Here is a 12,509-nt window from a genome sequence, read left to right on the forward strand (position 1 = left end):
GGACCTTCTAATTTTTCAGAGAATTATCAAGTTTCTGGCTTTGCTCCATTAAGTCTCCGGCTCTTAGATATATCCTCTGGGTGGCTTCCTTGATAGCCGCCAGATCTGAAACGACCCGTTCTGACTCTTGGGTCAATTCCTTTGAGATTCCCGCGACAGAACTGGAATCATTAACCAGGATTTCTTGAGCCCCCCGAGCTGCACGGACCTGTTCATCCAGATGCCCGGTAGATTCATTGAGGTGATCATTGGCCAAAAGTATCTCCTTAACCGCAATATCCAATTCCTGAGTATTCCGGCTGATTTCTTCTATACTTAAGGAAACATTCTTGACTTCTTCAGATATGGACTGGAAACTGCTTCCTGATTCCTCCATATTGCTCTCCACATCTCCTATGGAAGCGACCAGGGATTTGGTAGTGTCATCAATCTGACGGGCACTGATGGCACTGGATTCTGCGAGTTTACGTATCTCCGAAGCAACCACAGAGAACCCCTTTCCCGCTTCACCTGCATGAGCAGCTTCAATGGCGGCATTCATGGCCAGCAGATTTGTCTGATCGGCAATACCTGAAATGAGAAGGGTCATTTCTCCAATGCGGTCGAGAAGTGAAGTGACCTGTTTGAAGGAAAGAACTGTTTTTTTGATTACCCCTTCTCCCTCATGGGAGGTTTGTAAAAGGTTGTGTACCGTTTCGGTCCTTTGATGTATCACTTTGTTTACATGAGTAATTGATGCAGCCATTTCTTCAATAGATGCACTGGATTCTGAAACATGAGACGATTGGTCATCGGAGACCTTCTTCAGAACACCAAGACCATCCTGGACCTGACCCAGAGCCACTACGGAACTGTCAATTCGATCATCCAGATTCTTAATCCTATTCATAATGGAGTGCATATTTTTTTCAATTTCCGCAGTGACTGTTGAAGTTTCACGACAATCTGCCAACAAGGTATCGGCTTTGTCCATCTGAGATTTTGATTCCTGCATCAAGGATCTGACTTTATCACCATAGGCCCGGACTTCATTTAGTGTACCCAGAGTCTCGCTTAGAATCTGATTAAAGACTCTGCGGGTGGTGGTCAGGCCAATAAAGACAGCGGCCACTGCCACTCCAGGAAAAATAATACCGGTTACCGAAGGGGCACCATAGGCGGTTTGAGGTCCGAAGTAGATCCCCCGGGCCGTCATGGCGCAAAAAGCCAGAGAATAAAGGACCAGCAATGAATTTATGACCCTTTTGTCAACAATAAAAAAAGCAGCGAACACAAGATATGGACCGATAATGGCAGCCACATTGGCCAATGACAGATCTCCTTTGTACTCATTGGTGAACCGGATGATCACAAGTACCACAGTACTGACACTAAAAATGGTATTACTGGATAAAACATAATACCCACGGCGGAGAGCCAAAAATGAAAAAAGAATGGTCAAAACCGCTATTGAGTATTCAATAAATAAGACGGTGCTGGCCCCAGAAAAAATAGAAGCAATAATGAGTATGCAAGAAAAAAAAGCGAAAGAAAGGAGTACTCCCGATAAAATAGGAGCTTTCAAACGTACTTCATAAGAACTATCTGAGTATATTTCTTTTAATTTTTTCACTGTGTAAACCTCATGAAATGATTCAATATTTTGTAATTTTTATATTATATACAGATTATGCTGTGTAAAACCAGAAGATTCTCTGGATGTTTAAAAATAATTAATTAGAATCCTTGTTCATGAATATCTGATTTCAATTTCATACAAATTTAAATAATTAGTAAAATAGGTTTCGCTGTTAAAGAGCTAATCTGAATATACAGGCAAAGAGGAGTGATGAATGGAAGGGCCTTTCAGTCGTGATTATGATGGAAGAGTCTCTATTAAAAATTAGATTTCCCTTTTTCATCTAATCACCGTCCCTCTTAGGAACTCTGTTGGAGCCACCTTCTGGTTCTGGAGAAATGCCGATTTTGAACCGGCATTCATCGTCACCATTTAGTACAGTTTTTAAAATTTGAACTTCAACTTCCCGACCAAGACTTATTTTAAACTTATGTTTTAAATTGCCAAGAGTACAATAACACATTGTTTTTGATGAGTTTTGAATATCATTGTTCACCAAAGGGCAGTAGCATTGGTCAAAAACAACATAGTGTTGATTATTCTCCTTCTTTAAGTGCCATACATCAATCAGCTTATCTAAAAAGTCTTCCTCATTTTTTGATTGATGACGAAGCTCTAATATTTTTTCGTTGGGCAAATGACTGAATGGGCAATGGGGTCCACATTTTTCAAGTATTTTTTGCTTGGAAATGTCATCCACATGATCATCTAAATTTATGAGAAGTTCTTTTATCCAATGATTCATCTATATGTCCTATTTCAGTGAAGAGATTGAAAAATACTATAGTGTCAATATGAACAGATCAAGAGGATTTTATTTTTATCATCCTTCCAGGCTCTTAGGGATAGACCACTTTACCATTGGTTCCATAGTTGTGGCACCATTGTAATGTTAATGGCAGTATTTTCACAAAAATTATTTCTCAAACTTCAATCACCGGGAATTTACAGCCCGTATTCTCATACAGAGAACATAATAAGACTGTAGATTTCTAGGAGTTAATTTTGAAAGATTTTACTACATTATTTCTATCTTCATTACTGCTTTTCTCTTGTGCTACAAATACTGCTCTTTTAAACCCTGATTACAATCCCCAAAAGCAGGAATCAATCATGCTTGGTAAGTATTCTTTGAAAACAAACAGTAAATTCAGTATTTATCTTGAATTTAAAAATACCGACCTCGATAAGGTTTATGGTGTGATTATGGAAGAGAAGGATCAGGATTCGTATAAAGCCATAAGTATTCTCCCTGGAAAGTATACCCTTACAAAAATGACCCTTGTTGATTTTCTCAATTCCACATTTGGGACTGAGAGATTCAGAGACGACCCTCCTATTGAGTTTACGATTGAAGAAGGTCAAATCATCAATATTGGTGAAATTTCTGGACATATCAGTCAAACAGGTAGCAATATTAATTTTTCAATCCTATATATTGGCGATCCCGACTCATCTGTAGAAGATTATTTCACAGCGAATTATCCCTTTCTGGATGACTCAAGTATGTTTAGCCTGAAAGATGATTAATAACCAATCAGGATATGGGAACAGAAAGCAACGATCTTGTTCATCAGTGATATCATGATTGAATATCCTGGCCATCACATATGTGACAAAAATCTAAGTCCATCAATAAGAAACTCAAGATGTACTGATAGTCATAAATACTGCACAGCCAATCCTCCATATTATCCATAGAACTTATGGACTCACAAAAGACACATTATAAACACATAGAGTTCAACTCCAAAAAATAGATTTCTCAGTATGAACAAGTATCAAGGGATAAAGAATAAAAAAACTAAGCCCGGATTTCTATGTATTGCCCTGTTTGTATTGGTCTTAATGACTCTGAGTTGCGAAAACCCGCTTTCAAATCTCAGCGAAGATTTCGGGGAACTTTCATTTGTGGAGTCTATGACCAGCTGGGACGGATACAGTACTGCCAGCCATAGTGAAAACGCCGATGCCGATTACGATAAGATTTTTAACGACTCCCTTGTGCAGAGGATAGATATCACAATAGACAATGATTATTACAAACTCATGGAAGAGGACATGACAACCCTGTATGGTAGTTTTGGTCAGGCAGGAAGAATGTCCGAGACCGACAGTGATCCCATCTATGTTCCGGTTACCCTCAGATTCAATCCTGCTGACGGCAGCGATGAAGAACGGACCTGGTGGCATGTCGGTATGCGGTACAAAGGAAATTCCTCCCTACGGGATGCCTGGCAGGGTGGTATTCATAAGCTGCCCTTCCGATTAAATTTTGATGAATTTGATTATATATACTCCGAAATTGAAGACCAGCGGTTCTGGGGTTTTGAAAAAATGACTTTCAGCAACGGGAAAGATGATGATTCTCTAATCCGCGATAAAATTGCCTCAGACCTTTACAAGGAAGCAGGAGTAGAGGTGGCAGAAGTGGCCTTCTGCCGCATCTTTATTGATGTTGGAGACGGGAATGGACCTGTATACTGGGGTCTCTACAGTATGATTGAAGATCCCTCAGATCAAATGCTGGATGAACAGTTTACCGATGGCAGCGGGAATTTGTATAAGCCCGATGATGAAACAAACTCAACTCTGGATTCTTTTAATGAGGCCTGGTATGAGAAAAAAACGAATGAAAGTGAGGCAGACTGGAGTGATATAAAATCACTGATAAGCGCCCTAGATAAGACGCCCTCCGGTTCTGATGACTCGTCCTGGCAGGCGACTCTGGAGTCAGTCTTTGACGTAGATAAATTTCTTGACTATCTGGCCATAAATAACTTTTCCAGAAACTGGGACGTTTACGGCTCCAAGGCACACAACTATTACCTCTACGGAGATCCCGATGATGGAGGAAGACTCACATGGTTTCCTTGGGATCTCAACGAGTCTTTTACCCTGTCCACCAGCAGCTTTAGTGGTCAGTGCCTAAGCATCTACGACACAAGCAGTGATTATAACGATAGAGATTGGCCTCTTCTATACTACGTGATGAATCAGGACACATACGTTACATCCTATAAGGCAAAACTAGCGACTTTTTTTAACAACAGTGATTCTTACTTTTCATCAGACACTCACAGCACAACATCGAATGTGGGGATCTTTAATATCTCGAACACCATAGAAGATCAAATGCAAACATATTCAGACCTGATTGAGAACTATGTCATAGGAGCTGATGGAGAAATAGAAGGATATACATGGTTTGATCAAGACAGTGATTTTACACAAGGTCTGTCTGATCTTAAAACTCTAATTTCTAGCCAGTTCTCCACGGTTTCGTCATACCTTGAGGAGTAAAAACAATGTTGAATTATATAAAGTACAGCTTAACCAACTTTAATAAAATCGAATTGAAAGATATGGAATCGGTGAAGCTGATGAACAGGAAAGAAAGTAAATACATCATCAACCGGAAAACACTGGCATTGATTCTGGATAAGATTCATGAAGATTATTTTATTCTGGAAATTCAAAAACAAAGGCTCATGCCTTATGAATCCAGGTACTTCGATTCTCCCCATTTTGACCTGTACAATACCCATCAAAATGGAAAACTGAATCGCTATAAGATCAGGAAAAGGACCTATATGACCACAGGTCTGCAATTTCTGGAACTGAAATTTAAGAACAATAAAAAAAGAACTATAAAAAAAAGAATTGAAATCACAGAAACGACCCATAGAAATGAAATTAAGGAGTTTCTCTACAAGAACTATCCCGATTCCATCAATAAGCTGAGAGAAGTCCTCAAAATCAATTATGACAGGATCACCCTGGTGGATAAATCGTTGAAAGAAAGGATAACCATCGATCTCAATTTGAGATTTACCGCGGATCATAAGAGTTCTTCCTATGAAGACATGGCCATTATCGAGATTAAGCACGAAGGAGATCTTAAGTCATCATCCATTGACAGGAAATTGAAAGAGAAAAGAATCAAACCAATATCCATAAGCAAATACTGCCTGGGGATCTACAGGCATTATGATCATGTGAAAACAAACCGCATCAAAATTAAAATACGAGAAATGAATAAAGCCCTCAATGCGGCGCCCTCCCCTTTGAGGGGAAAGACAGTAAACAATAAGGCCTCATAAGCTGCAGGTTCTATTATTAGGAGACATCATTGGAAAATATTGCCATGCTTTTATCAGATTCTATTCATTCACAGGAAATACAGACTCTAGTCTGCAGGTTTTCTATGGATATAATATTTATCCTCGTCCTCATATTGGGAATTTATTACAGAGTCAATAAAAACTCAGAATACGTATTTAACCTGATCATTTTTAACATCCTCATCTTTTTTGTATCCAGCCTTTTAAGCCGGATTACACTTCAAACAGGGTTTGCCTTTGGCTTATTCGCCATATTTTCCATTTTGCGTTACAGGACAGAAGCCATACCCATTAAAGAAATGACCTTCATGTTTATCTCCATCATTATGGCGACAATCAATTCCACAGTAACCTCAGATTTAAATTTACTGGAAATTCTCTTTGCTAATATCATCATAATCTTGGCAACTTTCATTATGGAAATCACCTGGCTTAAAAACTACAAACCATCAAAACAGATCATATTTGAACAGATCGAACTCATCCATGAAGATAGAAGAAAAGAGTTGATTGCTGAACTTGAAAAAAGAACAGGTTTAAAAATAAGCGATGTAAAAATCGACAAAATTGACTTCCTGCATGACACAGCAAAAATAACAACATATCTGGAGTAAATATGAATAAATTGAGAAATTTAATAACCATGATGCTCTTCGTTTGCGGAGTCAGTCTATTCGGAGAGATTCCAGATTTGGAACTGGGTGGAATGAAGTTAGAGTTTGAAGGTGAAGTGCGCAGTCGTTTAGCCTATTTTAATAACTACGACATGGATTATGAGACATCTGATGCAAAAATTGCAGCAGATATGCGAGCTCAGTTTGCCATCGATATTCTAACACAATCGCCCTTTTACTTCAGCATCCTTACAGAATTGGGAAACATACAGTTTGATAATGAACTGGAAGGTTCTGATTTTTACCTCATAGAGCTAAAAGAATTCTATGGGGGTTACAATGGGGATGATGTGGAGGGAAAAGCAGGAATTATCGATGTGAAAACACCGGACAGTTCGGTCTATGAGGATGATAACCTTGGTGTCCAGGCTAAAATTGATTTCGATTTTCTTCAAGCAAAAAGCTTTATTACAATGCCCAATCTGCTTTCCGATTCCTGGGAAGTCGTTGATGGAATATCCAATTTGAGTTATCTCGCCTTTCTTGGTGCCAGTCAGGAATATTTTGTAGTGACAGATTTATGGACCATGTTTTTATGGGACAATGGTCCCGAAGACTTCTACTATTATTGTTTTTGGACCGGTTTGGAACTTGAAAAAAAATACAGAAGATTCTCGGGGAATTATGGATTTATTTACAATTTCGGAGCTGCGACCTATCTGAAAATACCCATATCGGCATACTACAGCCATTTAAAATTGGAACTGGAAACAACAAAAAAGACGAAACTCTATTCAAGATTCAATCTATCTAGCGGAACTGACGGAAGTTCAGACACCATCAATCAGTTTCAAGTTGTCAATGGCGAGGGAAACCTGGAGACGGGGCTGGGATTGCTTTTTGGAGGCAGTTCATTCAGCAATCAGTCTTATTTCAGTAACGAAAGCCTCAGCATTGTAGAAGACGGTCTTTCCAGTGGTGACTTTGCCTTTTCGGATCCAGGACTGTTTATTTACGAACTAGGATTCGAAATAGATGTCAATCAGCTCCTTGATACAACAGAATTTGTCCTAGGAGGGGCCAACACCGGGGAATTATTTGATGGCGAAGGGTATTTTACCAGTCTCATAGGATGGGAAATGGATATACACAACACAGTAAAATTTACGGATGATCTCAAACTGAATCTCAGCTTCTCCTATCTTATTGCAGGGAACTCATTTAATGCTGTGTATGAACTCAACACGGGAGACAGCCTCACATTGGATACGTCCTTTAAAACAGACTGTTCTATCAAGTACAGCTATTGATTGCCGGGGTAAGCTCAAACCAGAATATGACCTTATCTTCGGCATTCTGAACCCCATAGTCGTTATCATGCTGATCTTGTATTGCCTTCACTATGGATAGGCCGAGTCCATATCCGCCATATTGACGGGACCTGGCCTTGTCCACTTTATAATAGCTATGCCATATTTTATCGATGCTGTCCTCGGGAATCAGACTCCCCGTATTGGAAACATTGACCCGCACCTTATTGTAAATTGTTTTATCAACAGAAAGCGAAATCTGTCTTTTTCCATCAATATGATTAAGAGCATTCGTAATATAATTTTCCAAGACCTGTATGATTCGAACTCGGTCTGCTCTGACAGGAATATCTCCCTTCATATCAAATGTACAAGTGACATTCTTTTCTTGAAAAACCCGTTTATATTTCATAAGAGTGCTATCGATGAGCTGCTTTATATTAAAATCGGATAATTCTAGAATGTAATTTGCCGATTCAAGATAGGAAAGCTCCAGTAGATTCTGCACATGTTTTTCCATTTTTGAAGTTTCATCTACAATGACTTCACAATAATAATTTCGACTTTCTTCATCACTCGCTATATTCTCAAGCAGCCCTTCTGCATAGCCCTTAATCAAAGACAGGGGTGTACGCAGTTCATGAGAAATACTAAAAATAAAGTCCTTTCTCATATCATCTATTTTTTGCTTCTCCTCATTTTCGACTAAAAGACCTTCATTCATCTTCTGCAAATCGCTGATAGAACGGTTCAATTGATCGGAAAGAGAATTGATACTGGAACCGAGAGATCCAATCTCATCGTTGGTCGTTACTTTGTATTTTTTACTAAAATCCAAACGGGACATACTGACTGCGATATCTGTCAACTCTTGAATTGGTTGGGTAAATAAACTTGAAAGGATTAGAGCCACAATGCTCCCGGCAATCAATGATATGATTCCGGCAATAGAAATAAACCGGCTTGCAATATGGGTGCTCTGATCGATGGATGCCAGGGGCCTGCTTAAAATCAGAATGATATCATCAGAAATAATAGTCATCATATTAAAAATGGTCGTATTGAGAATAGGATCAAACTGCTCTTGGAAAATATACCTTGTTTGTCCGATTGATAAATTCTCTATTCCCTTTTGATCAATAGGAATCTCATTGGGAGGCCGATTTCTAGGAGGAGCAGACATTGGAGGATGAGAATCATTGTTTTGAAATGTAGAATAAATCATTTCATTTCCAAGAGACCTGAGAGAGAGAATATACCCCTCCAGTCTCTCAACCCGCAAAACTTCGGTATAAAATGATTCCAAATCGTCTAAATATAATTCATTAAGCAAAGATGACACTTCAATATAATTCTTTTTTTGGGAATTGATATAGAATGGCTTTATAAAAAAGTTGGTCAGCATTAATAAAAACAGAACAAAGCCAAGAACCAGTGCCGTAATCCACAAAAACAGTTTAAGACGGATTGAAAAGAATACCCTCATGAAATGACCTCAAACCTGTAACCGAAATTCCGGACAGTCTGAATATAATGTGCACATTTCCCAAGTTTTTTCCGTAGTTTTTTAACATGGGTATCTACGGTTCTCATACCTTTATAATAGTTGAAGTCCCAAACAGAATTCAGAATTTGATCACGGCTGAGTGCCTGATCCCGATTATCAATTAAGAGCAATAATAATTCATATTCCTTAGGAGACAATTCGAGCCTTTCACCTTCTAGAACAAAAAAACGGCCCTTTCTATTCACCTCTAGGATGCCGAATTTTTCACTTCCTACATCATCTTTTTTCAATCTCTTCAGGATCGAGTTGACCCGCGCAACAAGGATTTTAGGACTGAAGGGTTTTTTAATATACTCATCTACCCCCATTTCAAATCCTAAAAGTTCATTTGACTCTTCTCCCCGGGCAGTAAGCATGAAGATGGGAACATCTGATTCTTTTCTGATTTCCCTGCAAACAGCCCAACCATCAAGAACGGGCATCATGACGTCCAATATGATCAGATCAATGCTTTTCTCTCTTCTAAAGATTTCCAGAGCACTTTGTCCATCCTGGGCTTCCAATACTAAAAAACCATCTTTTTTGAGGAAATCACTGACTAACTTCCTGATTCTGTGCTCATCATCAACAATCAATATCGTATTAGCCACAAAACCTCCTTTAATAGTTCCTTATGTATTTAGATAAATGATTTGTCTGTTGTCCACTCTTTTTCGATGACAGCTTTCTATGCCGCCGGCCGGTACTATTTTTATTCACTGTTATCTACAGGCAGCTCTTCAAATTTTGGTGCAAGTTCTAAATTATTATCCCAAGCTGCTTTTTCATTTAGATATATATGCCCGGAAGGAGTAATATCAATGTCGGTATCCAGGCTTCCAGCAGGAACAACCAATAGCGTTCCATCCATCTGTATATTAGGTAGAGCAGAACTACAATTTGGACAAAAGGCTTTTATATGGCCGGAATTTTGATAATTAAATGTTTTGACTTCACCTTCGCCTTTCAACCATTTGAGCTTGGCTGTTGACGAAAACAAGTTGGCCGCATGGGCAGAACCTGTATCTTTTCTACAAGACTTACAATGGCATAGGAAGAAATTTTCAAATTCTCCATCCACTTCATACTGAATGTTACCACATAAACAAGATCCTAGATATTTCATGACACCTCACTTAATATAAAATAAATTGATCTAACAATTATACTCATTATATTTTATTTCAAAATCAAAAAATCAACATTGATGAGCTTCCCATTCAATGCCTTTAGCGTCCTATGTTTATTCTGCACATTGTACAGGTTCATGTGAGAGATTTACTGACTCGAATGAATCTTCTTTATTTTTATCTTCTCTTTATCTTGATCAAACTTTATTGCCTGTTTTATATAATATTCTAATATATCATCTCCGTATTCCTCGAGTTTGCCAATCCTGAGATTAAGTGATGTATTGCCTTTCCCCTCTAATGCATTATATTTGTCCTCGAATCTCTTCCCGTCCGAAAAGGAAAATGTAATCCCTTTTTTAGTTGGGCTTAAAGTCAATATGATTCTTATATGCCTATAAACAGGCACTCCATAATATTGCTTTGTTCCACCACGCATTTCTTCTTTAATATTTGGAAACTTTTTTTTGATGAGACTTCTAAACTTAATAATAATCGGCTTATATTCTGGTAAGATTTTGGATTCAATGAATATATCTATGGAAGTATTCACAGATTTTTCTCTCATGAATTCTTTAACCATTTTTTGGCATTTTCTCTACGATGAGGACAACCTGGCCAGCAACAGGGCCTTTTTTTTCCTTCAAGTAGTTCTTCACGCATGCGGTCAATATGGGCCTGTCTTGTCTCATCTTTCTTTGTAATGGTAATCCAACACACCCACTCATTTCTAGCAAGGGGAGTAAGAGCATTCCACTTGCTCAGCAGATTCTCATCCAACATCAGTACCTTTTCTATGTCTTTAGGTATTTCATGTAATGCTGTTGGTAATATCCCTTTTTTGTTCATTTTATCATTCATGCTTTTTCCAATTTAGAAATGAGAATGTTATTCATTTAAAAATGATACTTTGGAATCTCAATTGAATGAACGGTTTTACCAATCGCTTTTTGAAAAATTTTATAGTTTTTTTCTAACTGTCATATTTGCTGGCAAAGATCTCATTTGCCGGCTGGTCTGAAACAGATGGGAAGGGCTGTTTGTACTACAAGCGGTCTATAATACTGGTATCATAAAGCAGCTCTCTTTTAACATTTTCGATCGGGCCTTTGTGTTCTATCAATGATATTAGGTTTTCAATGGCGGCATTTCCTATCTCTGCTGTGGGCTGTGAAACGACGGAAACCGGGAAGTTCAAATAATCAAACCATTTGTTGTCATCATAGGTTATCACTTTCAATTTTTTCTTTTGCTCTTCCGGAAGGTCATTGATGACGCTTACAAGCTCATAACAAACGGCAGATGTTGCGCAAATGATTCCGTCAATATTTTCCTGCTCAATAAAATTTTTTATTAGGGGATAGGAATTCTCTTTATGGTAACTAAGAGAAAGAACTGCCGGATTTCTTCCGTTTTCCATTTCCTGCTGATAGGTTTTATATCCGAGAACTCTCTGCTTAATTGTATACACAGACTCGGAATAACCGATAAATCCAATTCTTTCAGCTCCTTTCTCATGGAGGTATTTTGCTCCTAAATAACAGCTGTATAAATTATTGATCCCCACAAACAGAAAATCGTGATTCTCATACTGACGGTCGATCAGAACGACAGGAATATTCGATCGGGTTAACCCTTTCGGCATGTTTTCAGACTCAATGGGCGCAATGATCAAACCGCTTACATTTCGATCAAGAAGCATATTGATGTTTCTTTTTTCCTTTGCAGGGTCATCTTCTGAGTCACAGATAAGGATGGAAATTCCCATATCAGAAGCAAATGTCTCTATAGCTTTTGTTATGGAAACATAATAATCCTCCCGGATATCCGCTATGATAACTCCCACATATTCTATTTTGTTGGCCTTTCTGGACTTAAACCCTATATAATTCAGTTCCTCCAGAGTTTTGAGGACCGTTTCCTTCGTGTCCTGATTTACATGTCTTGTTTTATTTATGACATGGGATACGGTAGTAATAGAAACCCCGGCTTTGTCAGCAACGGTTTTAAGGGTGACATTTTTCTGCTTCATACCATTATTAAATCACAGCTTAAATGAAAGAGCAATAATTCAGTAAAAATATATCGTAAAATTTGCGCAAAATAAAAGTTGACGTGCGCAAAATTCGATGAGATACTGATTTTGAGTTTAGCGAGGAAGGTATAA

The 12,509-nt window shown here is 38.3% G+C and carries 13 protein-coding genes; 5 read left to right on the forward strand and 8 right to left on the reverse strand.

The features are described from left to right. Positions 1-7: 7 nt before the first annotated feature. The gene (locus EXM22_RS09285) at positions 8-1,612 is read right to left on the reverse strand and encodes a methyl-accepting chemotaxis protein (RefSeq protein ID WP_149486249.1); all 1,605 of its coding nucleotides are present in this window, start codon (positions 1,610-1,612) and stop codon (positions 8-10) included. A gap of 289 nt (positions 1,613-1,901) precedes the next feature. After that, positions 1,902-2,363 carry a DUF6144 family protein gene (locus EXM22_RS09290; RefSeq protein ID WP_149486250.1) on the reverse strand — a complete coding sequence of 154 codons (462 nt, stop codon included), beginning with the start codon at positions 2,361-2,363 and terminating at the stop codon, positions 1,902-1,904. A 260-nt stretch (positions 2,364-2,623) separates the two neighbouring features. Here EXM22_RS09290 and EXM22_RS09295 point away from each other — a divergent pair, with 260 nt between their 5' ends. From EXM22_RS09295 to EXM22_RS09315, 5 genes are all read left to right on the forward strand, one after another. Further along, on the forward strand, positions 2,624-3,148 hold the full coding sequence (locus tag EXM22_RS09295) for a hypothetical protein (RefSeq protein ID WP_149486251.1): 525 nt from the start codon (positions 2,624-2,626) through the stop codon (positions 3,146-3,148). A 240-nt stretch (positions 3,149-3,388) separates the two neighbouring features. Beyond that, entirely contained in the window at positions 3,389-4,921 is a 1,533-nt protein-coding gene (locus EXM22_RS09300) for a CotH kinase family protein (RefSeq protein ID WP_149486252.1), read from the forward strand. A gap of 5 nt (positions 4,922-4,926) precedes the next feature. Further along, positions 4,927-5,721 (forward strand): polyphosphate polymerase domain-containing protein, encoded by a 795-nt coding sequence (locus tag EXM22_RS09305; RefSeq protein WP_149486253.1) that lies wholly within the window; start codon positions 4,927-4,929, stop codon positions 5,719-5,721. A gap of 29 nt (positions 5,722-5,750) precedes the next feature. After that, a complete protein-coding gene (locus tag EXM22_RS09310; protein ID WP_149486254.1) occupies positions 5,751-6,356 on the forward strand; it encodes a DUF4956 domain-containing protein in 606 nt (201 codons plus the stop codon). Positions 6,357-6,358: 2 nt separating this feature from the next. Beyond that, positions 6,359-7,666 (forward strand): hypothetical protein, encoded by a 1,308-nt coding sequence (locus tag EXM22_RS09315; RefSeq protein ID WP_149486255.1) that lies wholly within the window; start codon positions 6,359-6,361, stop codon positions 7,664-7,666. Here EXM22_RS09315 and EXM22_RS09320 read toward each other — a convergent pair. From EXM22_RS09320 to EXM22_RS09345, 6 genes are all read right to left on the reverse strand, one after another. Next, entirely contained in the window at positions 7,650-9,152 is a 1,503-nt protein-coding gene (locus EXM22_RS09320) for a HAMP domain-containing sensor histidine kinase (protein ID WP_149486256.1), read from the reverse strand. The two genes, EXM22_RS09315 and EXM22_RS09320, sit on opposite strands and share 17 nt — an antisense overlap. Beyond that, positions 9,149-9,823, reverse strand: a complete 675-nt coding sequence (locus EXM22_RS09325) for a response regulator transcription factor (RefSeq protein ID WP_149486257.1) — start codon at positions 9,821-9,823, stop codon at positions 9,149-9,151. The genes EXM22_RS09320 and EXM22_RS09325 overlap by 4 nt, the downstream gene beginning before the upstream one ends. A gap of 101 nt (positions 9,824-9,924) precedes the next feature. Beyond that, the gene (locus EXM22_RS09330) at positions 9,925-10,338 is read right to left on the reverse strand and encodes a GFA family protein (RefSeq protein WP_149486258.1); all 414 of its coding nucleotides are present in this window, start codon (positions 10,336-10,338) and stop codon (positions 9,925-9,927) included. A gap of 152 nt (positions 10,339-10,490) precedes the next feature. Beyond that, positions 10,491-10,925 carry a DUF1801 domain-containing protein gene (locus EXM22_RS09335; protein WP_149486259.1) on the reverse strand — a complete coding sequence of 145 codons (435 nt, stop codon included), beginning with the start codon at positions 10,923-10,925 and terminating at the stop codon, positions 10,491-10,493. Beyond that, entirely contained in the window at positions 10,907-11,203 is a 297-nt protein-coding gene (locus tag EXM22_RS09340) for a YdeI/OmpD-associated family protein (protein ID WP_210411435.1), read from the reverse strand. The genes EXM22_RS09335 and EXM22_RS09340 overlap by 19 nt, the downstream gene beginning before the upstream one ends. A gap of 184 nt (positions 11,204-11,387) precedes the next feature. After that, positions 11,388-12,374, reverse strand: a complete 987-nt coding sequence (locus tag EXM22_RS09345) for a LacI family DNA-binding transcriptional regulator (RefSeq protein WP_149486260.1) — start codon at positions 12,372-12,374, stop codon at positions 11,388-11,390. Between the last annotated feature and the right edge of the window lie 135 nt (positions 12,375-12,509).

It is taken from the genome of Oceanispirochaeta crateris, assembly GCF_008329965.1.
In the GTDB taxonomy this organism is placed as follows: domain Bacteria; phylum Spirochaetota; class Spirochaetia; order DSM-2461; family DSM-2461; genus Oceanispirochaeta; species Oceanispirochaeta crateris.

Bases quoted from the DNA above. Each gene is read 5' to 3' on its own strand.
- EXM22_RS09290 (WP_149486250.1), bottom strand. From the start codon at position 2,363: ATGAATCATTGGATAAAAGAACTTCTCATAAATTTAGATGATCATGTG.
- EXM22_RS09300 (WP_149486252.1), top strand. From the start codon at position 3,389: ATGAACAAGTATCAAGGGATAAAGAATAAAAAAACTAAGCCCGGATTT.
- EXM22_RS09305 (WP_149486253.1), top strand. From the start codon at position 4,927: ATGTTGAATTATATAAAGTACAGCTTAACCAACTTTAATAAAATCGAA.
- EXM22_RS09315 (WP_149486255.1), top strand. From the start codon at position 6,359: ATGAATAAATTGAGAAATTTAATAACCATGATGCTCTTCGTTTGCGGA.
- EXM22_RS09320 (WP_149486256.1), bottom strand. From the start codon at position 9,152: ATGAGGGTATTCTTTTCAATCCGTCTTAAACTGTTTTTGTGGATTACG.
- EXM22_RS09330 (WP_149486258.1), bottom strand. From the start codon at position 10,338: ATGAAATATCTAGGATCTTGTTTATGTGGTAACATTCAGTATGAAGTG.
- EXM22_RS09335 (WP_149486259.1), bottom strand. From the start codon at position 10,925: ATGGTTAAAGAATTCATGAGAGAAAAATCTGTGAATACTTCCATAGAT.
- EXM22_RS09340 (WP_210411435.1), bottom strand. From the start codon at position 11,203: ATGAATGATAAAATGAACAAAAAAGGGATATTACCAACAGCATTACAT.
- EXM22_RS09345 (WP_149486260.1), bottom strand. From the start codon at position 12,374: ATGAAGCAGAAAAATGTCACCCTTAAAACCGTTGCTGACAAAGCCGGG.